Genomic DNA, 25,087 nt, shown 5'->3' with positions numbered 1-25,087 from the left:
AAGAGAGGGGCCGATGGCCGGCCCCCGGTGAGCAGATGCGCCCGGCTCAGCGCTTGATGATGACGGAGCTGCCGTGGCCGAACAGGCCCTGGTTGGCGGTAATGCCCACCTTCGCGCCCTGCACCTGGCGCTCGCCGCTCTGGCCGCGCAGCTGCCAGGTCAACTCACAGACCTGGGCCAGGGCCTGGGCCGGCACCGCCTCGCCAAAGCAGGCCAGGCCGCCGGAGGGGTTAACCGGAATGCGGCCGCCGATGCTGGTGTCGCCGGCGCGCAGCAGCTTGGCGGCGTCGCCGCGCTCGCACAGGCGCAGGTCTTCAATCCAGTCCAGCTCCAGGGCGGTGGACAGGTCGTACACTTCGGCCACGTCCACGTCTTCCGGGCCGATGCCCGCTTCCTCGTAGGCCTTGATCGGCAGGGCGGCGCGGAAGCTCTGGGCGTCAATGCCCTCGGCTGCGGCGGAGTCGGTGGCAATGTCGGGCATTTCCACCACGCCGCTGGCAAAGCTCGGGGTGACGGTGGAAATGGCGGCAATGCGCGGGGCGTCGCCCTTGCCGATACGCTTGGCGTAGTCGACGCTGGAGACGATCAGCGCCGCGCCGCCGTCGGAGGTGGCGCAGATGTCCATCAGCCGCAGCGGGTCCGCCACCATGGCCGAGGCCGCCACGTCTTCTTCGGTAAAGCATTTTTTGTAGCGCGCGCGGGGGTTCTTGCTGCCGGCGGCGGCGTTTTTCACCTTCACCTTGGCAAAGTCCGCCTGGGTGTCGCCGTAAAGGTCCATGCGGCGGCGGGCGTACAGGGCAAAGTAGGTGGGGTTGGTGATGCCGAGGTAAAAGCGCACCCAGTCCGGGTCCTCCGGGCGATAGCCGCCGGCCGGGGCCAGAAAGCCCTTGGGGGTGGTGTCGGCGCCAACCACCAGCGCCACTTCGCACTCGCCGGCCAGGATTTTGTTGCGCGCCGCCGCCAGGGCCTGGGAGCCCGAGGCGCAGGCGGCGTAGGAGGTGTTCACCTCGGCGCCCTGCCAGCCAAGCGCCTGGGCGAAGGTGGCGCCGGCCACATAGCCGGGGTAGCCGCAGCGCACGGTGGCGCCGCCGGACACAAAGCGCACGTCGCGCCACGGCACGCCGGCGTCTGCCAGTGCTTCGCGGGCGGCGGCCACGCCGTATTCGACAAAGTTGTGCCCCCACTTGCCCCAGGGGTGCATGCCGGCGCCGAGGATGGCGATTTCATTGGACATAATATTCTCCGCTTACCGTTGGCGCCCTCAGGCGACCGGCTTCCATTTCCAGGTGACTTTGATGTCGTCCTCTGTCTCGTGCAGGGTCTCCAGCACCAGCTCCATCGGCATGCCAACCTTCAGGTCTGCCGTCGAGACGCCTTCCACCACCTGGCCCAGCACCGTCATCTGCTCCTTCTCCAGTTGCACGGCGGCAATGGTGTAGGGCTCGAAGGGCTCGGCGGCCACAAAGGGCGCCGGCGGCTTGTAGCAGGCGTTGGTGTAGCTCCACACCGTGCCGGTGCGGCTCAGCTCCACTTCCTCGAACTCGCTGCTGTCGCAGTCCGGGTTCTTGCAGTAGTGGGTCTGCTTGGGGAAGAAGTAAGTACCGCAGCCACAGCAGCGGGTGCCGATCAGGTGGGGTTGTTCACCCAGGGTATGCCAGCCCTCAATGGCGGCTGCGTGGGGTTTGTTGCTCATCGGGTCGCTCATCGGGCTGCCTCCTGAAAAATCGCGGCACAGAGTACTACCGGGCCTGCCCCGGCGGAAGGTGCCGCCCAAGGCCCTGAGCCGGGGGTTTATCAATGCAGACCTGCCCCTGCCAACTTGCCCGCGCTTGCGCCACCGGGCGCTTCGCGGCACAGTGCGGGGCATGCCAGAAGCCAGTATCAAACGTAAACAGGGTGGCCGTCAGCGTCGCGCCGAGGGGCGCCTGCGCCACCAGCAAATTCTCGAAGCCACCCTGCGCCTGATTGCCCGGGAGGGTATTCGCGCCGTGCGCCACCGGGCGGTGGCCAGGGAGGCCGGCGTGCCACTGGCGGCCACCACCTATTACTTCAGCGATATCGGCCAGCTGCTCAGCGAGGCCTTCACCCAGTTTGCCAGGCAGCGCGCGGGAGCGGTGGTGGCCCTGCAGCAGCAGTTGCTCGACTGCCTGCAGCGCGCGGAGGCGGGCGAAGACGGGGGGCAGCAGCAGGAACCGCCGACGCAGCGAGAGCAGCGTGAGCAGCTGGTGCGGGAGATTGCCGGTGTGCTGGCGGAGCACGTGATCAGCCAGGCGGCGGCGGTGGAAGATCGCAGCATTGAGCTCGCCTTCAAGCACGAGGCCCGCCGCGACGCCGGCCTGCGCGCCCTGAGCGAGGCCCAGGAGCGGCAGTTTGCCAGCGAGGTCAGCGCCCTGCTGGAGCGGGCGGGCAGTGACGACCCCGCCTCCGACGCCCAGATTGGCCTGGGGCTGATCTATCGCCTGGAGGCGGAACTGACCTTCGGCGAGCTGGGCGAAGAAGAGGCCCGGCGGATTCTGCACCGCCATGTCAGTCTGCAGCTGGGGGCCCGGGGCGCCACCGGCAAAAGCTAGTACAAACGTACCAATTCCTGTTGCCGCCGCGCCCGGCTCTGGGGCAAACTGCGTTGGCAGCCGGCCACCCAGCGCGCCGCTGCGGCTGGCCGGCGGGCCGGCAATGAACTAAAAACAAGCGCCACAGGGCGCAAAAGCCAGGGGGTTGTCATGTCTGTATCCGCTCGCGGAAGCCGGCAGCGTACGCTGCTCGCCACCGCTGTTTTCGCTACGGTTTATTCCACCATCGCCGGCCCGGGGGCCTGGGCTCAGGGCCTGGAAGAGGTACTGGTAACCGCCCAGAAACGCGAAGAGGGCCTGCAGGATGTGCCTATTTCCGTCGAGGCCTTCGGCGAGCAGCGCATTGACAACCTCGCCGCCCGGGACATTGGCGACCTGGGCGCCTTTACCCCCAACGTGGATATTTCCGGCGGCGCCAACCAGCCCAACTACGCCATTCGCGGCATTGGCACCGACGACTTCGGCATCGGCGCCGACCCGGCGGTGGGCGTGTACGTGGATGGCGTGTATGTGGGGCGCTCCGGCGGCTCCAAGGTGGCCTTCAACGACATCGCCCGGGTGGAGATTCTGAACGGCCCTCAGGGCACCCTGTTCGGGCGCAACGCGGCGGCGGGCGCCATCCAGTACGTGACCAACAAGCCGGTGAACGAGACCGAGGGCTGGGCCCGGGCCACCCTTGGCAACTACGACCGCCGCCAGCTGGAGGGCGTGTTCAACCTGCCCCTGACCGATAGCCTCTACTTCCGCACGGGCCTTTTGTACGACAAGCGCGACGGCTGGGTGGACAACCTGTTCAACGGCGACGACCTGGCGCGGCGCTACAACAAGTCCGTGAACGCCCAGCTGCGCTGGTTGCCCACCGACAGCCTGGACATCATCCTGCGCGCGGAATACGACGAGGTGGACCAGGATTCCCGCCCCGCCTCCAGCGCCGTATGGGGGCCGCGGGACAACGGCCCGGGCTTCACCAAGGTAGAGAGCGAAGAGCGCCTGGCCGAAACCCGCTACCTGTTTGGCAGCTCGCTGCACGTCACCTGGGATTTGGGCGCCGCCACCCTCACCTCCATCACCGCCTGGCGCAAATACAGCACCTTCAACCCCGAAGAGAAAGACGGCTCCGCCGAGTTGCTGTACCGCTTTAACGACCTCAACCGCGAGCGCAACAAGCAGTTCAGCCAGGAATTCCGCTTGGACGGTGAATTCGGCGAGCGCTGGCGCTGGACCACCGGCGTCAACTACACCTGGGAGCACGCCCGCCAGCAGAGCGGCATTACCCTGGGGCCGGAGTCCCTCGACAAGCTGATTGCTGAGCGTGAAATTGGCCTGCCCTACAGCGCCCTGATGCCGGGCCAGCCGCTGGATATTGCCTTTCAGGTGATTGCCGACCCGTACAATCGCCGCGCCTTCGACAGCGGCTTTGACGCCTACAATTCCGGCGTCGATTTCAACGAGAACATCTTCATTGACGGCGAGTACGAATCCTACGCCGCCTTTGCCGACGCCACCTTCGACCTGACCGACACCCTCTCCCTGACCGCCGGCCTGCGCTACACCGACGACAACAAAGAGTTTGGCCGCTACGTGGAATTCAACGAGTACGTGCTGGCCTTTGCCTTCCCCACTGAAACCCGCATCGACGCCAACGGCAACTACGACCCGAACGGCGAGCTGGGCTACCTGGTGTCCGAGGAGAGCTGGTCCCAGGTAACGCCGCGCTTCGTGGTGGACTGGGCGGTGGCCGACGATGTGCTGCTTTACGCCTCCTACTCCGAAGGCTACAAGGCTGGGGGCTTTAACAGCGCCGGCGAAATCCTGGCCCCGGCCTTCGACCCGGAAGAGGTCACCAACTACGAAATCGGCATGAAATCCAGCTGGTTCGACAACACCCTGCGGGTGAACGCTGCGGTGTTCCGCTACGAATACGACAACCTGCAGGAACTGCGCTTTATCGAGGGCGCCTGCCTGAATTCAAGCACCGGCGCCTACCTGTTCGAGACCTCCGACGTGGAGGGCGACGGCGCCGAGATCAGCATCAGCTGGCTGCCCATTCCCGCGCTGGAGCTGTTCTTCAACACCGGCCTGCTGGATGCCGAATACACCCGCCGCGCCGACCGCACCGTGGTGGACGGCGCCTGCCAGGTGATCGACCGCTCCGGCGAGGACTTCGCCCGCTCCCCCGACCTGAACTTCAGTGTGGGCGGCAACTACACCTGGGACTTCGACAGCGGGGCGCGGCTGGAACTGTCCGCCGCCTACAGCTACGCCGACGGGGTGGAGCGCGACAGCTGCACCTTTGTGGTGAACAACGCTGCACAAGGGCGCTCCTCCGACATCTACCGCTTTACCGAAATCGACGGCCAACTGGTGCTGTCGGATGATTCCGCCACCGGCGACCTGGAGGGCCTGCCCTTCAGCAGCTGCCCGGATTCCGATGAAAAAGAACAGCTCAATGCCCGCCTCACCTACTACAGCCCGAGTGACCAGTGGGAAATGGGCGCGTTTGTGGTGAATGCCACCGACTGGGAGCCGGAGAACGTGGACCCGGGCGGCCTGGGTGGCGAAACCGCATCGGTCTTCTCCGATGGCTCCCCGTCCTGGGACCGGCGCAGCGAGCCGCGCATGTACGGGGTGGAGCTGCGCTACAACTTTTGATGCAACGCGGGGGCGGGCAGCGGTGGCGGAGGGCGCCGCTGCCACGCCCCGGGCCCGTGATGTGGATTAACGGTCATCGCGCGGCTGCCGGTACAACCACTTGAGCCAGCGTGATGGCGCCGCGCCGCGCCACCTGGGCCCCCTTCATCCCCCGCCCCGAATAGGCAACAATCCAGCCCTCAAAAACCAGGACATCAGGAGCAACACCATGGGCATCTATGCAATGACCGGCGGCGCCACCGGGATTGGCGGAGAACTGCGCAAGCAACTGGTCGAGGCCGGGCATCAGGTGATATCCGTGGATATCAAAGAGGGTGACATCATCGCCGACCTGTCCACCGCCGAGGGGCGCCAGGCGGCCGTGGCTGGCGTCACCGAGCGCGCGCCGGATGGCCTTGATGGCTTTATTGCCTGCGCCGGCCTGCCGCCAGTGGCCCGGCCCCTGAGCCTGATCGCCCAGGTGAATTACTTTGCCGCGGTGAAAACCATTGAGGGCCTCAAGGACCTGGTGGCCAAGCGGCGCGGCACGGTACTGATTGTTGCCTCCAACTCCGCGCCGATGATGCCGGCGGAGAACGCCTTTGTTGAAGCCTGCCTGTCGGGCGATGAAGCTGCCGCCTGCGCGGCGGTGGAGCAGGCCGACGGCCACACCGCCTACGCCGGCTCCAAGCGCGCCATTACCATGTGGATGCGGCGCAACGTGGTGGCCTACGCCAAGGCCGGGGTGCGCCTGAACGCGGTGGCGCCCGGCATTACCCAGACGCCCCTCACCGACCAGGTGTTTGCCGACGAGCAATTGGGCCAGACCATGCGCGACTTCCAGGCCAGTGTGCCCTGGGGCGGCATGGCCAGCCCGGCGCACATCGCCAATGTGATGCGCTTTATGCTGAGCCCGGAGGCGGATTTTGTCTGCGGGTCGGTGTTCTTTGTGGACGGCGGCTCGGACGCCATGCTGCGCCCGGACGCGTTCTAGTCGTAGCGGCAGATGCCGCCCGGTCTTACCGGGCGGCTGTTTCGCCGCTGTGCGCAGCAGCGGTGTCTGCGCGCACGGCGGCGGCGATGTCGTCGCTCAGGCGTTGCAGCAGGCGGCTGTAGGTGGCCGCCAGGGTGGCGCCGTCGTCGCTGCCGCTGTCTTCATAGCGCCCCATGCGGCGCACAATTTCCCGCTGCCGGGCCGGGTCGTGCAGGCGCCATTCGGCCACCAGGGTGGTGCGCTCGGCGCTGGCATCCAGCGCCAGCAGCCACACCTGCACGGCGTAGGCGGGCCGATCGCTGGCAGCCCAGGGGAAGGGGCGCACGTTCTGGGTGTCCAGGGCGCTGGCCAGGTTGAGGCCCAGCACCCGGGTAACACCTTCACCCAGGGGCTCGGCCCAGCGCTGGTAGCTGGCAATGCGCAGCTGGTTGTCGCCCCGGGCAAACACCAGGCTGTTGCGATCCAGATACTCCGGAATGGTCACCGGGCCAATGCCCAGCGACGGCGCATCGGCGCTGCCGCCCGTGCCTGTGGCGCTGAGCCGGTAGTAGTCGCTCTGGGGGGTGCTGCCGCAGGCGCTCAGCAGCAGCGACAACAGTAGCGCGCCCAGCAGGTGGGGTTTGGCAGCGGTCATGGGGCGTCCTCGTTCTTGCCGCGCAGCAGCGCTTCGGGTTGTTCTTCGAGTGTCTTGGCCAGCAGTTGCAGGGCGCGGCCGGCCTCGGCCAGCTCGGTCAGGGCCCGGTTCAGTTCGTAGGTGGTGGGGGAGTCCTCGGCGATCAGGTTGTCCACGCCCTTGAGGGTGCGGTCAAAGTTCTGCAGCGAGGCTTCCACCACGTCCAGTTTCTCTTCCACCAGGGTCACCAGCCGCGGCAGGTTGTCGTCCACGGTCACCAGGGTGCTGTTGGCGCTGGCCAGCAACTGGTTGATGTTGGGTTCGATACGCCCCAGGGTCTGGCGGATGTCCTCGCTGAGTTCGGTGATCGACAGGAAGGTGGCGTTGACCTGCCCCGGCAGGCTCTGGAACTTTTCGTCGGTGATCACCGACTTGAGCCCGGTGGCGATGGCGGTGAGATCGGATGCCACCTGGGCGAAATCAATGTCGTCAATCTGCCGGCTGAGTTTTTCCAGGTTGGTGGGAATGGTGGGAATCTGCAGGTGGGGCGAGTCTATCTCCGGCAGCTCGATGGCGGTGTCGGGGTGAAAATCCAGCTGCACGTACAGCAGGCCGGTGAGCAGGCTCTGGGTATTGAGCTGGGCGCGCATGCCGCGCTCAATCAGCATTTCGGTCAGCTCCTGGGGGTTGGAGCCGCGCTTTTGCACGTTGTCGGCATCCAGCACCGCCTCCACCAGCATGATCAGCTCGTCGTTGTCGCTGTCCAGGATCAGGTTGATGTCGGTCACCTGGCCAATCTGCACGCCGCGCAGGGCCACCGGGGCGCCCACCGACAGGCCCTTGACCGAGCCGTCGAACACCATCACCACCCGTTCCTGGCCGCTGCCGATACCGTTGCCCAGGATAAAAATGGCCGTGGTGACGGCAATCAGCAGCGCCCCGAGGATAAAGGCGCCGATGGCGACACTGTGGCTGTTTTCACTCATTGCGCGTTCTCCGCCGCTGCGCTGGCCTCTCTGGCCAGAAATTGTCGCACAACGGGCTGGTCACTGTGGTCGCGCAGTTCGCGCGGGTTGCCGTAGGCGATCATGGTTTTGCTGTTGGCGTCCAGGTACACGGAATTGCTGGCGATACTGAAAATGCTGGGCAGTTCGTGCGTCACCATCACCACGGTGGCGCCGATGGATTCCTTGAGCTGGACGATCAGTTCGTCCAGCAGGCTGGAGCTGATCGGGTCCAGGCCCGCCGAGGGTTCATCAAAGAACAGGATTTCCGGGTCCAGGGCGATGGCCCGCGCCAGGGCGGCCCGCTTGCGCATGCCGCCGCTGATCTCCGACGGGTAGTAGCCCTGGTAGCCGGACAGCCCCACCAGGGCCAGCTTGTAGTCCACCACCTCGCGGATTTCCGCCTCGCTGTAGTTGGTGTAGAGCTGCATCGGCAGGGTGACGTTCTCGCCCACGGTCATGGCGCTGAACAGCCCGCCGGACTGGTAGGTGATGCCCCAGCTGCGGCGCATGGCGTCGCGGGCGGCGGGGTTGGCGCGGGTGAAGCTTTGGCCGTTGAACAGGATGTCGCCGGCGGCGGGCTGGATCAGCCCCAGCATGTGCTTGAGCAGGGTGCTTTTGCCGCAGCCCGACCCGCCCATGATCACAAAGATATCGCCGCGATTGACGTCGAAGTTCAGGTCGCGCTGGATCAGTCGCGCGCCGTAGGCCATGGTGACCCCGCGGATGCTGATGTGGGCCTGTTCGCTCACCTCAGATACCCACCTGCTGGTAGAAGATGTTCATCGCCGCATCGGCCACGATCAGGTAGACGATGGCCGTTACCACCGCGTCGGTGGCGGCGTTGCCCACCGCCGCCGAGCCGCGCCCGGACTGCATGCCGGAGCGGCAGCCCGCCACGGCGATCAGAATGGCGAACACCACGCTCTTGGACAGCCCCACCAGCAGGTGGGTGAGGGAGATGGCGTCCTGTATCTGGGAGACATACTGCAGCATGGTAATGCCCATGCCGCCCGCCACAATGGCCCCGCCCAGCACACCCAGCAGGTCGGCGTAGATGGTCAGCAGCGGCAGCATCACCAGCAGGGCCAGCACCCGTGGCAGCACCAGGAATTCCACCGGCGACACGCCCATGGTGGTAATGGCGTCGATCTCTTCGTTGGTCTGCATGGTGCCGAGCTGGGCGGCGTAGGCGGCGCCGGTGCGCCCGGCCATGACCACGGCGGTCATCAGCACGCCCATCTCCCGCAGCATGCCGATCAGCACCAGGTCGGCCACGTAGATTTCCGCCCCCAGCAGCTTCAACTGCACCGCGCCCAGGTAGGCCAGGATCATGCCCACCAGGATGCTGGTGAGGCTGATGATGCCGAAGGCGTTGGGGCCGGCCTGGTAGCAGAAGTGGCGGAAGTCGCTGAAGCGGGTGTTGGCCCGCCCGGTGACCAGGCGGGCCAGGCCAATCCCCAGGTCACCGAGAAAGGCGATGGATTCGCGCAGGTCGCGCCACAGGGCTCTTAGCGCCTTGACCGGGTTGAGGCGTTCCAGCAGCGGGGCGCGCGCCTCCTGCGGGCGCTGGTGGGGCGGCACCGCGGTGGCCACCTCCAGCAGGCGGTTGGCGCTGCCCGGCAGGTGTTCGGCGTTGAAGGGAATGTGCTCGGCGCTGCACAGGCTGTGGCACTGCAGCAAAAAGGCCATCAGCAGCGAATCCCAGTCCCCCAGGCCGCTGCCATCCACCGTCAGCGCTTCCGGCGAGCAGGCCAGCAGTTCGCTGCGCAGGGTGGGAAAGTCGGGAATGGCCTGTGCCTGAACCCAGTCGCCCGTGAGGGCCAGCCGGAGGGCATGGGGAGCGTCTTCGATCAACTCATACGCGGGCGCTGTGGAATTCATGCCGTCGCTGTGACTCACTGGAAGCGGCCAGTCTACTGGCTGGCGCGCGGCACTGGCAACTGCCGCCCGGTTCTGGCGGAAGGGCCTTGGGGAAAGTGCTTTCGCAAAAGCGCCCTAGCGGAAGGGCAGTTCCTCCCGCAGCGGGTCGATGATGTCGTAGGCCTTTTGGTAGATATCCGCCACCGGCAGCTGGTTGCCGGCTTCCCGGCGCCGCGACACCATGGTCATCGGGAACAGGTAATTGTCGCTGTCGCGGTAGCGCAGGGCACGGCTGCGGCCAAGGTTGTCTTCATAGATGACCCAGTGCATGTCCAGCTCATTGGCCAGCAGGTCGCCCATCACCAGCCCCATGGCCTGCAGGTTGGCGGTGTCGTCGGTGCCAACCACGCGGTCGTCCAGCAGCCGTTGCAGCAGGGTTAAATCCTGCGCCCGCTGGCCACTGAAGCCTTGGCCGTAGTGGCGGCGGGCCAGGTCTTCCAGGTTCTTGCGCTGCTGTGTCATGAACTGGCGGTCGAGGAAGGAGAGGTCATCGATGCGGGGCGGCTCCTGGGCCAGGGCGGCGGCGCAGGCCAGCAGCCCGGCGAGCAGTACTGGCAGCGCGATTCGCGCGAGTGTCATAATGTCCTCCTCTTGCTTGCCTGTCCGGGTAGGGTCGCATACCCGGGATGTTCTTTCAGTTTAGCGTAATCAGGTTGTCATCCGGCCCCCTACATGGATAATTGCCCACTTTCCCGCCGGCACTGCCCGCCCGGTGCCCTCGGCGCCAGGCCAGCCCCGGCCGGCCCCCGCCAGCACCGGGGCCAAACCCGCAGATCTGGAGAGCACGCATGATAACCGGCAGTATTGTCGCCCTGGTCACCCCGATGCAGCCCGACGGCAGCCTGGACTGGGAGGGTTTGGCGCGACTGCTCGACCTGCATATAGAGGCTCGCACCAGCGCCATTGGCGCGGTGGGCACCACCGGCGAGAGCGCCACCCTGAGCGTGCCGGAGCACTGCGAGGTGATCCGCTACTGTGTGGATTACGTCAAAGGGCGCATTCCGATCATCGCCGGCACCGGCGCCAACTCCACCCGCGAGGCCATTGAGCTGACCGCCGCCGCCGCGGACAACGGCGCCGATGCCTGCCTGCTGGTGACGCCCTACTACAACCGCCCCACCCAGCGCGGCCTGCTGCAGCACTTCAGTGCCATTGCCGGCGCGGTGAAGGTGCCGCAGATCCTTTACAACGTGCCCGGGCGCACCGCGGTGGACATGCACAACGACGTGGTAGTGGAACTGGCCGGGCTCGACAACGTGATTGGCCTCAAGGACGCCACCGGCGACCTGGAGCGCCTGCCCGACCTCAAGGCCCGCTGCCCGGCGGATTTTGCCCTGTATTCGGGGGACGACCCCACCGCGCTGGAATTCATTCTCGGCGGCGGCCACGGCAATATCTCGGTGACCGCCAACGTGGCGCCCAAAATTGCCGCCGACCTGTGCCGCCTGGCTCTGGCTGGCGAGCGCGCGGCGGCGGCCGCCGAAGATGCCAGGCTGGCCGCCCTGAACGCGGCCCTGTTCCTGGAGGCCAACCCCATCCCGGTCAAGTGGGCCCTGCAGCAGCGCGGCCTGATCCAACGCGGCATTCGCCTGCCGTTGACCGAACTCGATGCCCAGTACCACGCCCAGGTGCTGGCTGCCCTGGAAACCGCGGGAGTCTGAATGAGCAAGTTCCTGACCATAACAGCGAAGGCCGGCCTGTGCGCCGCGCTGCTGGCGAGCGCCGGCTGTAGCTACCTGTTCGGTGACGGCGGCCCCTTCCGCGACAAGTCCGAGGACTACAAGCAGGCGCGGGAAACGCCGCAAATTCGCGTCCCCGAGGGGCGCGAGGCGGGCGGCATGGAGGAAATCTACCCCATTCCGCCGGTGAACGAAGAACTGGTGCTGGCGGGGGAATTTGAAGTGCCCCGGCCAACGCCGCTGGTGGCCGGCGCCGCCGATGAAGTGGTGCGCATCCAGTCCCTTGGCGATAACAGCTGGGCCCTGATTGCCATTCCCCCGGGGCAGCTCTGGCCCCAGGTGCGCGGCTTCCTGTCCGCCGCCGGCATTCAGGTGGGGCGCATGGATGCCCGCGCCGGGATCATGGAGAGCATCTGGGTGGAGCTGGAAGGCCAGCCGGTGCCCTCGCGCTTTCGCTATCGCATTGAGCAGGGCGTGCAGCGCGGCACCAGCGAGCTGCACGTGAAGCAGATGAACCAGCGCGGCGCCGCCCCGGCCGACAATGCCTGGCCGGAGGTGTCCGACAACGTGCCCCAGGAGCGCGAGATGCTCAAGGCCGTGGCCCAGTACATCGCCAACAGCGCGGATTCCGCCCCGGTGTCGATGATCGCCGACCAGGCCATGAGCGCCTCCGGCAAAATCGCCCTGCAGGAATCGCCAGAAGGTTACACCTACATTCACGTGGGCCTGCCCTTCGACCGCGCCTGGGCCTCGCTGGCCAAGGCACTGGAGGATTCCAGCTTCGAGATCACCGACCGCGACCGCAGCGCCGGCACCTACTACGTCACCTTCCTCGGCCCCCAGGGCGAAGAGGAAGACGGCTGGTTCGACTGGCTGTTTGGCGACGAAGAACACCCCCTGGCGGGGCAGCCCTTTGAAGTGCGGGTGGCGCAGGATGGCGACAACGCGGTCAACATTCGCCTGGTTCCCCAGGGTGATGCGGACGCCTACGACAAGCGCCAGGAACAGGCCCTGCTGGCCATCCTCAAAGGTAACATCAGCTAGGGCGCCTGCCGCCCAGGGCGCTCAAGCAGTGTGAGAAGCTCCTGATGCGATTCGCCTCCATCGGCAGCGGCAGCAAGGGCAATGCGACCCTGGTGTCCGTTGCCGACACCCTGCTGCTGGTGGACTGCGGTTTCTCGGTGCGCGAAACCGAACGCCGCCTGGCCCGCCTCGGAGTGAGTGCCGGCGATATCGACGCCATTCTGGTTACCCACGAGCACAGCGACCACAGCGCGGGTGTTGCCCGCCTGTCGCGCCGCCACCGCATTCCCGTCTATCTCACCCACGGCACCCTGGGCAGCGGCCGCCTGGAGGACTGCTTTGAAACCCGCTGCATTCACAGCGAGGCCGCGTTCCGGGTCGGGGTGATCGACGTGCAGCCGGTGGCGGTGCCCCACGATGCGCGTGAACCCTGCCAGTACCGTTTCTCCCACGCTGGCCGCTCGCTCGGCGTGCTGACCGACCTCGGCAGCATCACGCCCCATGTGGTGCGCCACTACCGCGGCTGCGACGGCCTGGTGCTGGAGTTCAACCACGACCTGGAGTTGCTGCAGGCGGGCAGTTATCCGCCCTCGCTCAAGCGGCGCGTGGCCGGCGACTGGGGCCACCTCAACAACCGCCAGGCGGCGGCCCTGCTGGGCGAGATTGGACACGCCGCCCTGCGCTACCTGGTGGTGGCTCACATCAGCGAGAACAACAATTGCCGTGATCGCGCCGCGGCGGCGCTGGCGGAGGTGTACGGCGAACTGGACGAGCGTGTGGTGTGGGCAGACCAGCAGGGCGGCTTCGGCTGGCTGGAGCTATAGCGTTAGCGCTGCCATCGTCTGAAGCCGGCTAGCGGGCATTGCCCGCCGGGCTGGCGGCTTCTTCCTGCTGGCGGTCGCGCTTCCAGCGGCGGTTGCTCCACAGCCAGCTCTCGGGCTCCTCGCGAATGGCCTGCTCGGCCAGCGCCACGTAGCGGTCGATGATGGTGTGGCTGCCCTTGTCGTAGGGCGGATCGCCCACCTCGTGGAAGGTGATGGCATAGTGCCCCGGGCGCTGGCGCCGGCACTGGGCGAACAGCACAGGGAAGCCGGTGAGCTGCGCCAGGCTCTCGGCGCCCTGGTAAAAGGCCGCCTCGCGGTTGAGGAAGGTGGTCCAGTAGCTGCGCTCGCTGCGAATGGGCGATTGGTCGGCCACCATTACAAACACGCGGAACTCCTTGCGCCGGCGCAGAATATCCCGGGTGGACTCATCCATGGCCAGCGGCCGCGAGCCGAACTGGCTGCGGATGCCGTAGATCAGCTCGTCCACGGTCTTGTTGTGCAGCGGTTTGTAAACCGGGTCGATGGGAATGCCCAGGGCCGTGGTGGCGCCGTGCAGCATCCACTCCCAGTTGCCCTGGTGAATGGTAAGCACAATCACCGAGCGGCTGCGGCCCTCGCTTTTTGCCAGCAGCAGTTCGGGATTGTTCAGCGTCACCCGCTGTTTGAAGTCCTGCGGCTGCATGCGCCTGGCCTTTACGATCTCCAGTGCCACCTGGCTCAGTTGCCGGTAGAACTTTTTTGCCAGAACTGTGATTTCTCTCGCGTTTTTCTCCGGAAAGGCGTGCCGCAGGTTCTGATAGACGACCGCTTTGCGATAGCCTGCGAGGTAATAGAGGATCAGGTATGCCAGCCAGGCCAGCGCGTACAGCAGCGGAAAGGGCAGGTAGGCAACAGCGCGGTAGAACACGTTCGGCGCGCTAGTTGTCGCAGTGTACCGGCAGGCGCAGGTGGCTCACCCGCAACAGGGCCTGCCGATCCGGGCAGCGCAGGCTGCGGTTGCCGGCCAGGTCAACGCTGTTGAGGGCCTGCAGTTCGGCCAGCGGCAGCGGGTCGACAATCTGGTTGTCGGAGAGATAGACCGACTCCAGGTTGAACACCTCGGCCAGCGGCGCAATGTTGTCGATCTGGTTGCCGCTGAGGTCCAGGCTGCGCAGGCTGCTGAAGGTGGCCAGCCCGTCGAGGCTGCGGATGCCCGCGCTGCGGCAGGACAGCTCCTGTAGCTGGCTGGCGCTGGAAATTTTATGGCTGTTGATGGTGCTCTCAAGGCAGCGTTGCAGTGACGGATCGGCGGCGCTGAAATCAGTGAACAGGGGCAGGGGTGTGTACACCCGACGCTCGTTGACGGTGACGTCGTACTGCTGGCAGGCGCCGAGCAGACAGGACAGAAGCAATACCAGAACGCCAGGGATGGGGTGTCGCATGAGGATACTCTTATTAAAAGCCTTGCAAGCATTGACAGCCTTGCACGTATTAACCGCTTTGCACGTGGCACCGGGATGAATGCCACCTGGCATGGTCAGGCGCATCGCAGCAGTGGCGGGCCGCTATGGCCAGTCGCCGCCGTGACGCCGCCGCCGGCCGGGTAATATAATGCTAGCTCTTCAGACGGCCAATTACGAGCACCCCATGGACGAGCAACCTGCAAAACCCAGGGCAAGCGACGCGCCGCGGAAGGACGGCCCGCCCGTCATCAGCCTGGTTCAGCGCGGCAACCTCAAATCACTGGAATCCACCCTGCGCAAGCAATGGCGACTGGGGCAGAACATCGTCCTGTGCTGGAGTGCCGACGAGCGCGGCCTGCTGGTGCTGTTTGTTCCTCATTACTTCCTTGGCAACTACTGCGCCCACCCCGGCGACGACGGCAGCGACAACGAACACTTTGTGCGCCAGCTGATTTCCGGCAACCGGCGTAAAAACCGCGAAGAACTGTTCGCCATTGCCGAACGGCTGGACGTGGCCCCCAGCTTCATCAAGCTCGACACCGCCCTGACGGAGGAACCTGCGGTGCAGGATGCGGTGGAGCAGCTGATCAAGCGCTATGGCATCAGCTACGTGGACTGCCGCGGTGTGCTGCTGTTCGATATTGCCGAGTTCTCCCTGTTCACGCCCTTTGAACAGGCCAGTCAGCTCAACAGCCTTTCCTACTCCATGAACTCGGCCTACAACAAGCTGCAGGGCAAGGGCGTGGACATCAACTTTGCCCGCACCACCACCGGTGACGGCTACTACGTGTGGAACCGCGACACCGGCCTGCACGCCAGCCAGGACCTGTTCACCTTCCTGCTGCTGGTGGTGGCCGACAACGCCGTGGCCCGGGCCGCGTCGCGTGGTAACACGGTGCCGGTGATTCGCTGCGCCTACCATGCCGGTAGCCACTACGAGCTGTACCAGGCCGAGGGCGTGAACCCCACGGTGTTCAGCTACATCGTGGGCGATGTCACTATCGACCTCGCACGCATGGTGGACCTGGCCCGGCCGCACCAGGTGCTGGTGGGCAACTTCAGCGCCCAGGTGCAGCGCGAGGATGGCCGTGTGGAGCCGGTGCAGGCACCGGCCTTTGTCAAACACTGCAGCCAGGCCCTGGCCACCGTGGAGGGTATCCAGCTGTCCGGCAAATCCATTGTCAGCATGCGCTGCGCGCTGACCGGCGAGGGCGAGGCGGGCGAGCGCCGCGCCGCGCGCCGCTTCCGTGTGACCGACAAACACGGCCTGTCGCGCACCGCCTACAACCTGGAATTGAATATCGAGTTTGCCGATGGCGAACTGCAACTGGGCCTGGCCGGGGACAACCTAGCCCTGGAAGATGGCCCCGGCGAGGAACTGACCGAGGCCCGGCGCCAGCCCGCGGCATCGGTTGACCAATCCATTGAAGACCTCGCCAGCCTGCTGCGCAGCCTGCCGAGGGACACGAGGCCAAACGACTAGCATGGCAAAACGTCGGGCCGCGCATCTGGACGTGACTGCCACCGTGGATGTGACGGATCCCGATGCCGTAGCGGGCGAGATTTGCCGCCTGTTCGGCCAGCGTTTTCCGCAGCTTGCACAGGCCACCATCCAAGCACTGGTGGGAGATTTTGTGCGCCTCTATCGCGGGGATTACCCCGGCTTTCGCGCCTGCGACGTGGGTTATCACGACATCCAGCATGTGCTGGATGTCACCCTGGCCATGGTGCGGCTGATCGACGGCCACGAGCAGAGCGTTGCCGAGCACGAGCGCCTGGGCGCCGACCTGGCGCTGGCCGGGCTGTGTGCCGCGCTGTTTCACGATGCGGGCTACATCCGCCGCACCCGCGATACCCGCCATCGCAACGGCGCGGCCTACACCCGGGTGCACGTCAACCGCAGCGCCCGCTGGCTGAAGGAGTACCTGCCCACCGTGGGGCTGGGGCATTTGGCGGAACCGGCGGCGCGGGCGGTGCAGTTCACCAATTGCTCACGCGCGCCTGACCAGATGCCAGCCCAGGCCGGGGGCGAGCGGCGGCTGGGAGAATTGCTGGGCACTGCCGATCTCATCGCCCAGCTGGCCGACGTCAACTACGTGGAGAAGTGCCGCGACCGGCTGTTTGCGGAGTTTGTTGAAGGCGGGCTGGCTGGCGTGCAGGCGGAGGGCTATCTGGGCGCCACCTACCGCACCCCGGACGACCTGCTGGATTCCACCCCGGCCTTCATGCGCTGGGTGATTCGCGAGCGCCTGGAAGATGGGTTTCACGGCGCCTACCACTACGCCGCGCAACACTTCGGCGGCACCAACCCCTACATGGATGCCATCGCCGCCAATTACGCCCGTCTGGAGTCACGCCAGGCGCGCGGCAACAAGGGCTGAGCCGGTGAGCACGCCGCGCCTTGCGGTTGTTTGCGACAGCGACGACGACCGCCAGCACCTGGCGCAGGTGGCCGCCGAACTGGGCCTGCCCCTGCTTGAATCCACCGACGCCCTGGCGGCGGACCTGCTGCTGCGCTTGGATCAGGGCCGGCTGGCCCTGGTGCAGGGCGGCCCGGCGGCGCCGGGGCCGGTGAGTGTCGATTTTGGCGGCGGGCGCATGCGCCAGCGCCGTCGCGGCGGCCACAACGAACTGCTCGGCAAGGCTCTGGGGGTGGGGCGCAAGTCGCCGCTTCGGGTGCTCGATGCCACCGCCGGCCTGGGCCGCGACAGCTTTGTGCTGGCGGATCTGGGGTGCGAGGTATTGCTGTGCGAGCGCCAGCCGGTGGTGGCGGCGCTGCTGGGGTCGGCGCTGGCGCAGGCCAGGGGCAGCGACGACGACTGGCTGTGTGCTACCGCACAGCGCATGCAACTGGCCCCCGGCGATGCGCGGCAATTGCCGGCGTCGTCGCTGGCGGGAATCGACGTGATCTACCTCGACCCGATGTTTCCCCATCGCGGCAAAAGCGCCGCGGTGAAGAAGGACATGGCCCTGTTCCAGCGCCTGATTGGCATACCCGAGGACGAGACCGACAGCGAGGCGTTGTTGCAATGGGCTCTGGCCCAGCCGGTGGCGCGGGTAGCGGTCAAGCGCCCACTCAAGGCACCGCCGCTGGCCGGGGGCAAGCCGTCACACCAGATTCGTGGCAAAGCCGTGCGCTTTGACGTGCATGTGCTCGCAGCCCTCGGCGCCAACGGGTAAGCTGGGCGTTTTCACCGCTTGGGATTATCACCATGGACAACAACTGCGCGCTGGTGACTGGCGCCTCTTCGGGCATTGGCGAACAGTACTGCCGGGTACTGGCAAACCGCTGCGATCGCATCATCGCCGTGGCGCGCCGCGCCGAACGGCTGCAAGCGCTGGCCGGGGAACTGGCTGACCAGTGCGAGATTGTCCCGGTGGTTGCCGACCTTGCGAGCGTGGAGGGGGTGGCCCGCACCATCGAGGCCCTGCGCCAGAAGGGGCCGGTGAACTACCTGATCAACAATGCCGGGTTCAGCACCCTGGGGCCTTTTGCCAGCGTGGCCATCGAGGACGAGATGGCCATGATTCGGGTACACGTGGACGCCAGTGTGCAGCTGTGCCGGGCGGCGCTGCCCTTCATGCAGGAAGCGGGACAGGGCAACGTCATCAACGTGGCCTCCATTGGCGGGCTGCTGCCCATGCGTAACACGGCGGTGTACGGCGCCTGCAAGGCCTTTCTGGCCAGTTTTTCCCGCTCCTTGCAGGAAGAAGTGGCGGGGCAGGGCATTCGCGTGCAGTGCCTGTGCCCGGGCTTCACCCACACCGAAATCCACCACACTGAACATTTTGCCGGCTTCGACAAGTCGCGCTTTCCCGAGGATATGTGGATGACGGTGGAAGAGGTGGTGGATATCAGCCTCGACCGCCTGGACGGCGGCGAGGTGGTGGTGGTGCCCGGCGAGATGAACGTGAACCTAGTGCGCAGTGCCCTGGCGCAGCAGCTGGACTCAGTTAAGTAGCAGCCGCTCGAGAATGCCCCGGTACATGGCCGCCAGCCGGGGCAGGTCGTCGGCGCGCACGCACTCGTCAATTTTGTGGATGGTGGCGTTCACTGGCCCCAGCTCCAGCACCTGGGCGCCGGTGGGGGCGATAAAACGCCCGTCGGAGGTGCCGCCGGCGGTGGACAACTGGGTATCGATGCCGGCTACCTCACGGATGCTCTCTACAGCGGCTTCCACCAGTGCGCCGCTGGGGGTGAGAAAGGCCTGGCCGCTCAGGTTCCAGTCGATGTCATAGTCCAGGCCGTGGGCGTCGAGGATGGCCTCGGTGCGTTGGCGCAGCTCGGTGTCGGTGACTTCCGTGGAGAAACGGAAGTTAAACAGCACCGTCACTTCACCGGGGATGACATTGGTGGCCCCGGTGCCGCCGTTGATGTTGGAGATCTGGAAGCTGGTGGCGGGGAAGAAGTCGTTGCCCTCGTCCCACACCTCCCGGGCCAGGGCATCCAGTGCCGGCAGCGCCCGGTGAATCGGGTTGTCCGCCAGGTGGGGGTAGGCGATATGGCCCTGCACGCCTTTGACCGTGAGGGTGGCGCCGAGGGAGCCGCGGCGGCCGTTCTTGACCACGTCGCCCAGTTCGCTGGTGCTGGAGGGCTCGCCCACGATGCACCAGTCGATGGCCTTGCCCTGGGCGCCGAGGGCCTCCATCACCTTTACTGTGCCGTTGACCGCGGGGCCTTCTTCGTCGGAGGTGATGAGAAAGCCAATGCGGCCCTGGTGATCGGGGTGGGCGGCGACAAAGGCTTCGCAGGCAACCACCATGGCCGCCAGGCTGCCTTTCATGTCGGCCGCGCCACGCCCGTAGAGCAGGCCGTCGCGCAGGGTCGGCTCAAAGGGGGGCGATTGCCACTGGGTCTCGGGGCCGGTGGGCACCACGTCGGTGTGGCCGGCGAAGACGACGATGGGGCCTTCGGCATTTGACCCGCTGCGCTCGGCCCACAGATTCCGCACGTCGCCGAAGGGCATGTCGGTGCAGGTAAAGCCGATGGCCGTCAGGCGCTCGCTCATCAGTTGCTGGCAGTCGGCGTCCTCGGGGGTAACCGAGGGACGGCGGATCAGTTCACAGGCCAGGGCCAGGGTTGCTTCCACGTCAGTATCCGCTTCAGTTGTGGGCGTGCAGCTCGTGGTTGAGCTCGATGGCGCTGCGGTTGGTCAGGCATTCCACCGCGCCGTTGGTGGAGTTGCGACGGAACAACAGGTCCGACTTGCCGGCCAGGTCCCGGGCCTTGGCGGTTTCCACCACCTTGCCCTCGGCGTCCAGCATCAGCACCTTGGTGCCGGCGGTGAGGTAGAGGCCGGCCTCCACTGTGCAGCGATCCCCCAGGGGGATGCCAATGCCGGCATTGGCGCCCAGCAGGCATTCCTTGCCGACGGAGATGATCACATTGCCACCGCCCGACAGGGTGCCCATGGTGGAGCAGCCGCCGCCGAGGTCGGAGCCCGCGCCCACGCTCACGCCGGCGGAGATGCGGCCCTCGATCATGCCCGGGCCTTCGGTGCCGGCGTTAAAGTTGACGAAGCCCTCGTGCATGATGGTGGTGCCCTCGCCGAGGTAGGCGCCCAGGCGCACGCGCGCGGTGTGGGCGATGCGCACACCGGTGGGCACCACGTAGTTGGTCATCTTGGGGAACTTATCCACGCAGCTCACCTCCAGGGTGTCGCCGCGCAGCCGCGCCGCCAGCTGGCGCGCCGGTAACTCGTCCACGGCAATGGCGCCCTCGCTGGTCCAGGCCACATTGGGGAGCACGCCGAACATGCCATCGAGCACGGTGCCGTGGGGCTTCACCAGCCGGTGCGACAGCAGGTGCAGCTTGAGGTAGGCCTCGGGCACGGTGGCTGGTGCGGCGTCCTCACGCAGCACCACCGCAACCACCGGGCGCTGGCTGAGTGCCAGTTGACCGGCCAGGGCGGCCTGCTCCGCTTCTCCGGCGGCGGCCAGCGCTTCCTGCAGGGTAGTCAGGGCGGCGCTGTCTAGGGTGCTCTGGTTGTCGCTATGGTTGTTGCTCTTGTTGTCACTAGGGTTGTCACTATCGTCCAACGCCTGTACCAGAGCGGCGGAGGGCTTGAGCAGAGGCTGGGGGAAGTAAACCTCCAGCCATTCGCCCTTGCTGTTGTGGGTGCCAATGCCGAGCCCGTAGGCGAAAGCCGAATCTGTCATGGTGCGGGGTGTCCTGTTCTGAATCAGAGGGTGTGGCGACTGAACAGCGCCTGGTAGTCGTCGGCCTTGAAGCCGGTGCGCCGCTCCTGGCCGGTGTCCAGCAGGGGGCGCTTGATCAGGGTGGGTTGCTCAAGCACGGCGGCCACGGCGCTGGCGTTGTCCATGCCCTCGCGCTGGGCCGGGCTCAGCGCCTTCCAGCTGGTGCTGCGCTTGTTGATCAGGTTTTCCCAGCCGAGTTCGCTGACCCACAGCGCCACCTGCGCCTGACTCAGCCCGTCTTCGCGAACATCGTGGAAGTGGTAGTCGATGTGGTGATCGTCCAGCCAGCGCCGGGCTTTCTGTACGGTGTCGCAGTTCTTGATGCCGTAGAGGGTAATCACGGGGAGCTCCTGCGGAAGTGGTCGGAAGGGGGTGCTGCAGCGGGCGCGTAGCATAGCAAATTGGCTTGGCCGGTTGTAGCGCGCCGGCGGCGCGCTTTGCTATCGTGGTGCCACCCGATCATAACCAGAATAAGGATCTACCGATGAACGCTTCCCTGCAGGGCCTGGCGGCCCCCATGATGGTCATGTTTTTGCTGACGATGGTGGTGTGGCTGGTGATGTTTGCGCGCCGCATGGCCTACCTGGGCGCCAACAAGATTGACGCCGAGCAGCTGAAGGCGCCGGGGGATGTGGAGTCCCTGCTGCCGGCCCAGGTGCAGGCCCCGGCCAACAACCTGCGCAACCTGGTGGAGTTGCCGGTTGTCTTCTACGCCCTGTGCCTGTACCTGACCTTCTATACCCAGGTGGATGGCTTTTACGTCGTATGCGCCTGGGTTTTTGTGGTATTTCGCTGCCTGCACAGCCTGGTGCACTGCAGCTACAACAGGGTGATGCACCGCTTCCTGGCCTACCTTATTGCCTCCCTGGCGTTGTGGGTAATGGTGATTCGGGCGGCGCTGGCGCTGCTGTTGTAGATGCCTGCTGGCGGGCGGGAACCTGCGCCCCGGCGGTAAAGCATGAGGATGTAAAAGTGAAGAACTGGCTGTTTCTGGGCGTCGCGATTGTCGCCGAGGTGGTGGCGACGTCCAGCCTGAAGGGGAGCGAGGGCTTTACCCGCTTCTGGCCCAGCCTGGTGGTGGTGGCTGGCTATGCCATTTCCTTTTACTTTTTGTCACTGACTCTCAGGGCCATTCCCATCGGCATCGCCTATGCGATCTGGTCGGGCCTTGGCATCGTGCTGATATCCCTCGCCGGCTGGCTGCTGTTCGGCCAGAAAATTGACGCCGCGAGCGCCCTGGGCATGGCGCTGATCATTCTCGGCGTGCTGGTGATCAACCTGTTTTCCCGAATGAGTGTGCATTGACCGGTGCGGCGGATGCTGCGCCTGGCCAATGCGGCTCACGACGGCGTGCGGCAAACGGCCCGCGGGTGCTGTGGCTTTAGCGGCCGCTCGCCCGCACTTCCCGCACACTCGGGGATGCCGGCTGGAAGCAGTAGCGGTAGTAGTTCAGGGTGATGCCCGAGATGTCGGTGTGGCAGGCCTTAAGGCCCTGGGGCATGGCTTCTCGCGCGGCCCGGTAGACTGCCTCCGACAGCAGTATTTCATCGCCGCAGGCAAGGTCTTCCCCGAGCTTGGAGGCGATGTTCATTTCCTCCCCGAAATAGCCTTCGAGGGTTTCCGAGTACAGGAGCCTGCCGTAACCGATACCCGCGCTGATGCGAAAGCGCTCGTTCTCGTTCAGCATCAGGCCAGAGCGGTAGACCGCCTGCTGCAGGGTGAGGGCGGCGCGTACTGCATCGGTGGGTGAATTGAAGGTGGCGAAGGCGTTGTCTGCCTCGAAGTGCAGGTGTTTGCAGTGGTGCTGCTCCATGATCGCCTCGCAGATGTGGCGCAGCTGCATGAGGCGGGCCAGGAAGTGCACAATGCCGTGGCTCTGGGAGGTGCGGGAAAAGCCGGACGAATCGATGATGAGAATGGCCACGGTTTCGCCGTAGCGATCCCAGAGCAGTTGCTCGTTTTCGGTGGGCTCGCAACCCTCGGCTATCATCCGTGACATGCACTGAAACAGGTTGTCACCGTCTACAATCATGGTGCCTCCTTGCCCGTTTATTATTCAAGGCTAGTCCAAAACCCCGATTCTAGACAGTCAGCGCGCTTTCTCCCGGAATCTGGCCGACGCTGGGGCCACTTTGGCCCCAGCTTGTGACCGGGTTCACAGTAAGGGGGCGATCACCAGGCTGACGATGGCCATGACGTTGATCAGGATGTTCATGGAGGGCCCCGAGGTGTCCTTGAAGGGGTCGCCCACGGTATCGCCCACCACGGCGGCGGCGTGGGTGCTGGAGCCCTTGCCGCCAAGGTTACCTTTTTCGATGTATTTCTTGGCGTTGTCCCAGGCGCCGCCGGCATTGGCCATCATCAGCGCCATCAGCACGCAGCCCAGCAGGGCGCCGCCGAGCATGCCGCCAAGGGACGCCGCCCCCAGCCCAAAACCCACCAGAATCGGCGCGCCCACGGCGATACTGCCGGGCAGGATCATGCGGCGCAGGGCGGCGCTGGTGGCAATATCCACACAGCGGGCGGTGTCCGGCTCCGCCTTGCCCTCCAGCAACCCGGGGATTTCGCGGAACTGCCGGCGAATCTCGTTGATCATGTCAAAGGCGGCGTCGCCCACCGCGGTCATGGTGATGGAAGCGATCAGGAAGGGAATGGTGCCGCCGATGAACATGCCCACCAGCACCGTGGGGTTGGACAGCTCCAGGGTGAAGCCCGGGTTGTGCACCTGCACGGTTTCCACAAAGGCGGCGATAATCGCCAGCGCCGCCAGGGCCGCGGCGCCGATGGCAAAGCCCTTGCCGATGGCGGCGGTGGTGTTGCCCACCTCGTCCAGCCCGTCGGTGATTTTGCGGGTTTCTTCCCCCATGCCGGCCATTTCGGCAATGCCGCCGGCGTTGTCCGCCACCGGCCCATAGGCGTCGATGGCCATGGTGATGCCCACCGTGGACAGCATGCCCACCGCCGCAATACCAACACCGTAAAGGCCCGACAGGTGGGTGGAAATAAAGATAATGGCGGCCAGGAACAGGATGGGCAGCACCACCGACTGCATGCCCACCGCCAGCCCGGTGATCATCACCGTGGCGGGGCCGGTTTCGCCGGAGCGGGCAATTTTGCGCACCGGCGCGGCGCCGGTGTAGTACTCGGTGATCAGGCCGATCAGCACGCCGCCCACCGCCCCGCACACCACCGACCACCAGATATTGCCTCCCAGCCCCATCGCGTCGATCAGCAGCCAGGCCAGGGCCACAAACACCACCGGCGCGAATATGGTGCCGGTGCGCAGGGCCGCCTCTGGCGCCGCGCTGCTGCGCAGGCGCACCAGGGCAATGCCGGCAAAGGATGACACAAGGCCCAGTGAGGCCAGCGCCAGGGGCAGGAACATCAGTTCATTGGCGTGGGCCACATGCAGGGTGGAGGCAATGGCGATACAGGCGATCATGGCGCCGCAGTAGGACTCGAAAATATCCGAGCCCATGCCGGCGATATCCCCGACATTGTCCCCCACATTGTCGGCGATCACCCCGGGGTTGCGCGGGTCGTCCTCGGGAATGCCGGCCTCCACCTTGCCCACCAGATCGGCCCCCACATCGGCGCTCTTGGTGTAGATGCCGCCGCCCACCCGGGAAAACAGCGCCACGGTGGAGGCGCCCATGCCAAAGCCGTGAATGGCGTGGGCGGTGGCCGGGTCGCCCCCGAAGTACCAGTACAGGCCCCCGAGCCCCACCAGCCCCAGCGAGGCCACGCACAGGCCCATCACCGAGCCGCCGTAGAAACTGATGGTCAGTGCCAGCGGCGCGCCGTGGGTATGCGCCGCCACCGCGGTGCGCACGTTGGCCTTGGTGGCGGAGAACATGCCGAGGTAGCCGGCGGTGGCAGAGGCCACGGCGCCCACCAGGAAGGACAGGGCGGTGTTGAAGCCCAGGGGGGAGACATACAGACCGATAAGCAAAACGAGGGCGAACAGGCCGAGCATTCGGTATTCGCGCTTCATGAAGACCATGGCGCCCAGGTGAATCTGGTCGCCGATCTTTTTGACTTGCCCCTCGCCATGGTTGTGCCGGGTCATTACGTGATAAATCACGAATGCCACCACCAGTCCCACGACGCCCAGTACCACGGGTATTGCAAGATACTCCGTCATAGCTGACACCCATTGTTATTTAGTTGGGAGGCCTACCGCATG

26 protein-coding genes are annotated in these 25,087 nt (G+C 65.8%); 12 read left to right on the top strand and 14 right to left on the bottom strand.

The annotated features are described in order from the left end of the window. Nucleotides 1-46: 46 nt before the first annotated feature. Both DDZ17_RS05050 and DDZ17_RS05045 read right to left on the bottom strand, forming a co-directional pair. Nucleotides 47-1,234 (bottom strand): lipid-transfer protein, encoded by a 1,188-nt coding sequence (locus DDZ17_RS05050; protein WP_116364809.1) that lies wholly within the window; start codon nt 1,232-1,234, stop codon nt 47-49. Between the two features lie 27 nt (nt 1,235-1,261). Further along, nucleotides 1,262-1,705, bottom strand: coding sequence for a Zn-ribbon domain-containing OB-fold protein (locus DDZ17_RS05045; RefSeq protein WP_241505785.1), 444 nt, complete (start codon nt 1,703-1,705; stop codon nt 1,262-1,264). Between the two features lie 160 nt (nt 1,706-1,865). Here DDZ17_RS05045 and DDZ17_RS05040 point away from each other — a divergent pair, with 160 nt between their 5' ends. The 3 genes from DDZ17_RS05040 (at nt 1,866) to DDZ17_RS05030 (ending at nt 6,195) form a co-directional block, all read left to right on the top strand. Next, complete coding sequence (locus DDZ17_RS05040) at nt 1,866-2,570, top strand: TetR/AcrR family transcriptional regulator (protein ID WP_116364983.1); 705 nt, start codon at nt 1,866-1,868, stop codon at nt 2,568-2,570. Nucleotides 2,571-2,720: 150 nt separating this feature from the next. Then, nucleotides 2,721-5,222 carry a TonB-dependent receptor gene (locus DDZ17_RS05035; protein WP_116364808.1) on the top strand — a complete coding sequence of 834 codons (2,502 nt, stop codon included), beginning with the start codon at nt 2,721-2,723 and terminating at the stop codon, nt 5,220-5,222. A 208-nt stretch (nt 5,223-5,430) separates the two neighbouring features. Beyond that, a complete protein-coding gene (locus DDZ17_RS05030) occupies nt 5,431-6,195 on the top strand; it encodes an SDR family oxidoreductase (RefSeq protein WP_116364807.1) in 765 nt (254 codons plus the stop codon). Nucleotides 6,196-6,220: 25 nt separating this feature from the next. Here DDZ17_RS05030 and DDZ17_RS05025 read toward each other — a convergent pair whose 3' ends face one another. The 5 genes from DDZ17_RS05025 to DDZ17_RS05005 all read right to left on the bottom strand — a co-directional run bounded on the left by DDZ17_RS05025 (nt 6,221) and on the right by DDZ17_RS05005 (nt 10,314). After that, nucleotides 6,221-6,829: a PqiC family protein gene (locus DDZ17_RS05025; RefSeq protein WP_116364806.1), complete on the bottom strand. Its 609-nt coding sequence runs from the start codon at nt 6,827-6,829 to the stop codon at nt 6,221-6,223. Continuing rightward, on the bottom strand, nt 6,826-7,794 hold the full coding sequence (locus DDZ17_RS05020; RefSeq protein WP_116364805.1) for an MlaD family protein: 969 nt from the start codon (nt 7,792-7,794) through the stop codon (nt 6,826-6,828). Before DDZ17_RS05020 ends, DDZ17_RS05025 begins: the two co-directional genes overlap by 4 nt. Beyond that, nucleotides 7,791-8,564: an ABC transporter ATP-binding protein gene (locus DDZ17_RS05015; protein WP_338322791.1), complete on the bottom strand. Its 774-nt coding sequence runs from the start codon at nt 8,562-8,564 to the stop codon at nt 7,791-7,793. The genes DDZ17_RS05020 and DDZ17_RS05015 overlap by 4 nt, the downstream gene beginning before the upstream one ends. 1 nt (nt 8,565) lies before the next feature. Beyond that, nucleotides 8,566-9,696: an MlaE family ABC transporter permease gene (locus DDZ17_RS05010; protein ID WP_116364804.1), complete on the bottom strand. Its 1,131-nt coding sequence runs from the start codon at nt 9,694-9,696 to the stop codon at nt 8,566-8,568. A 114-nt stretch (nt 9,697-9,810) separates the two neighbouring features. Beyond that, the gene (locus tag DDZ17_RS05005; protein WP_116364803.1) at nt 9,811-10,314 is read right to left on the bottom strand and encodes a DUF3806 domain-containing protein; all 504 of its coding nucleotides are present in this window, start codon (nt 10,312-10,314) and stop codon (nt 9,811-9,813) included. A 209-nt stretch (nt 10,315-10,523) separates the two neighbouring features. Between DDZ17_RS05005 and dapA the strand changes: the two genes are divergently transcribed. The 3 genes from dapA to DDZ17_RS04990 are packed head-to-tail and all read left to right on the top strand — an operon-like array spanning nt 10,524 to nt 13,261. Then, nucleotides 10,524-11,396: a 4-hydroxy-tetrahydrodipicolinate synthase gene (dapA, locus tag DDZ17_RS05000; protein WP_116364802.1), complete on the top strand. Its 873-nt coding sequence runs from the start codon at nt 10,524-10,526 to the stop codon at nt 11,394-11,396. Further along, complete coding sequence (bamC, locus tag DDZ17_RS04995; RefSeq protein ID WP_116364801.1) at nt 11,397-12,458, top strand: outer membrane protein assembly factor BamC; 1,062 nt, start codon at nt 11,397-11,399, stop codon at nt 12,456-12,458. It abuts the gene before it with no gap. A 44-nt stretch (nt 12,459-12,502) separates the two neighbouring features. After that, nucleotides 12,503-13,261 carry an MBL fold metallo-hydrolase gene (locus DDZ17_RS04990; RefSeq protein ID WP_116364800.1) on the top strand — a complete coding sequence of 253 codons (759 nt, stop codon included), beginning with the start codon at nt 12,503-12,505 and terminating at the stop codon, nt 13,259-13,261. 28 nt (nt 13,262-13,289) lie between these two features. On the opposite strand, the gene DDZ17_RS04985 is transcribed toward DDZ17_RS04990, so the two are convergent. After that, on the bottom strand, nt 13,290-14,168 hold the full coding sequence (locus tag DDZ17_RS04985; protein ID WP_116364799.1) for a lysophospholipid acyltransferase family protein: 879 nt from the start codon (nt 14,166-14,168) through the stop codon (nt 13,290-13,292). A gap of 10 nt (nt 14,169-14,178) precedes the next feature. After that, nucleotides 14,179-14,682: a leucine-rich repeat domain-containing protein gene (locus tag DDZ17_RS04980; protein ID WP_157976451.1), complete on the bottom strand. Its 504-nt coding sequence runs from the start codon at nt 14,680-14,682 to the stop codon at nt 14,179-14,181. A gap of 169 nt (nt 14,683-14,851) precedes the next feature. Here DDZ17_RS04980 and DDZ17_RS04975 point away from each other — a divergent pair, with 169 nt between their 5' ends. From DDZ17_RS04975 to DDZ17_RS04960, 4 genes are read left to right on the top strand one after another with little or no spacing between them, the layout of a single operon-like run. Beyond that, a complete protein-coding gene (locus DDZ17_RS04975; protein WP_193940540.1) occupies nt 14,852-16,186 on the top strand; it encodes a hypothetical protein in 1,335 nt (444 codons plus the stop codon). Nucleotide 16,187: 1 nt separating this feature from the next. Beyond that, nucleotides 16,188-17,084 (top strand): hypothetical protein, encoded by an 897-nt coding sequence (locus DDZ17_RS04970; RefSeq protein ID WP_116364797.1) that lies wholly within the window; start codon nt 16,188-16,190, stop codon nt 17,082-17,084. 4 nt (nt 17,085-17,088) lie between these two features. After that, nucleotides 17,089-17,883: a class I SAM-dependent methyltransferase gene (locus tag DDZ17_RS04965; protein WP_116364796.1), complete on the top strand. Its 795-nt coding sequence runs from the start codon at nt 17,089-17,091 to the stop codon at nt 17,881-17,883. A 32-nt stretch (nt 17,884-17,915) separates the two neighbouring features. Next, nucleotides 17,916-18,665, top strand: a complete 750-nt coding sequence (locus tag DDZ17_RS04960) for an SDR family NAD(P)-dependent oxidoreductase (protein WP_116364795.1) — start codon at nt 17,916-17,918, stop codon at nt 18,663-18,665. Here DDZ17_RS04960 and dapE read toward each other — a convergent pair. From dapE to DDZ17_RS04945, 3 genes are read right to left on the bottom strand one after another with little or no spacing between them, the layout of a single operon-like run. Continuing rightward, complete coding sequence (gene dapE / locus DDZ17_RS04955) at nt 18,654-19,793, bottom strand: succinyl-diaminopimelate desuccinylase (protein ID WP_116364794.1); 1,140 nt, start codon at nt 19,791-19,793, stop codon at nt 18,654-18,656. The genes DDZ17_RS04960 and dapE overlap by 12 nt on opposite strands. 13 nt (nt 19,794-19,806) lie before the next feature. Then, the gene (gene dapD, locus DDZ17_RS04950) at nt 19,807-20,862 is read right to left on the bottom strand and encodes a 2,3,4,5-tetrahydropyridine-2,6-dicarboxylate N-succinyltransferase (protein ID WP_116364793.1); all 1,056 of its coding nucleotides are present in this window, start codon (nt 20,860-20,862) and stop codon (nt 19,807-19,809) included. Between the two features lie 23 nt (nt 20,863-20,885). Next, nucleotides 20,886-21,242: an ArsC family reductase gene (locus DDZ17_RS04945; protein WP_206613441.1), complete on the bottom strand. Its 357-nt coding sequence runs from the start codon at nt 21,240-21,242 to the stop codon at nt 20,886-20,888. A 143-nt stretch (nt 21,243-21,385) separates the two neighbouring features. On the opposite strand from DDZ17_RS04945, the gene DDZ17_RS04940 reads away from it, so the two are divergent. Next, nucleotides 21,386-21,817 carry an MAPEG family protein gene (locus DDZ17_RS04940; RefSeq protein WP_116364791.1) on the top strand — a complete coding sequence of 144 codons (432 nt, stop codon included), beginning with the start codon at nt 21,386-21,388 and terminating at the stop codon, nt 21,815-21,817. 56 nt (nt 21,818-21,873) lie between these two features. Then, the gene (locus DDZ17_RS04935) at nt 21,874-22,206 is read left to right on the top strand and encodes an SMR family transporter (protein WP_116364790.1); all 333 of its coding nucleotides are present in this window, start codon (nt 21,874-21,876) and stop codon (nt 22,204-22,206) included. A 76-nt stretch (nt 22,207-22,282) separates the two neighbouring features. Here the strand turns inward: DDZ17_RS04935 and DDZ17_RS04930 are convergent, their stop codons facing one another. Both DDZ17_RS04930 and DDZ17_RS04925 read right to left on the bottom strand, forming a co-directional pair. After that, nucleotides 22,283-22,933 carry an adenylate/guanylate cyclase domain-containing protein gene (locus DDZ17_RS04930; RefSeq protein ID WP_116364789.1) on the bottom strand — a complete coding sequence of 217 codons (651 nt, stop codon included), beginning with the start codon at nt 22,931-22,933 and terminating at the stop codon, nt 22,283-22,285. Nucleotides 22,934-23,056: 123 nt separating this feature from the next. Next, nucleotides 23,057-25,045 carry a sodium-translocating pyrophosphatase gene (locus DDZ17_RS04925; protein ID WP_116364788.1) on the bottom strand — a complete coding sequence of 663 codons (1,989 nt, stop codon included), beginning with the start codon at nt 25,043-25,045 and terminating at the stop codon, nt 23,057-23,059. Nucleotides 25,046-25,087: the final 42 nt, after the last annotated feature.

Source organism: Parahaliea mediterranea (assembly GCF_003402235.1).
Lineage (GTDB): Bacteria > Pseudomonadota > Gammaproteobacteria > Pseudomonadales > Halieaceae > Parahaliea > Parahaliea mediterranea.
This window is presented reverse-complemented; position numbering and strand designations above follow the sequence as displayed.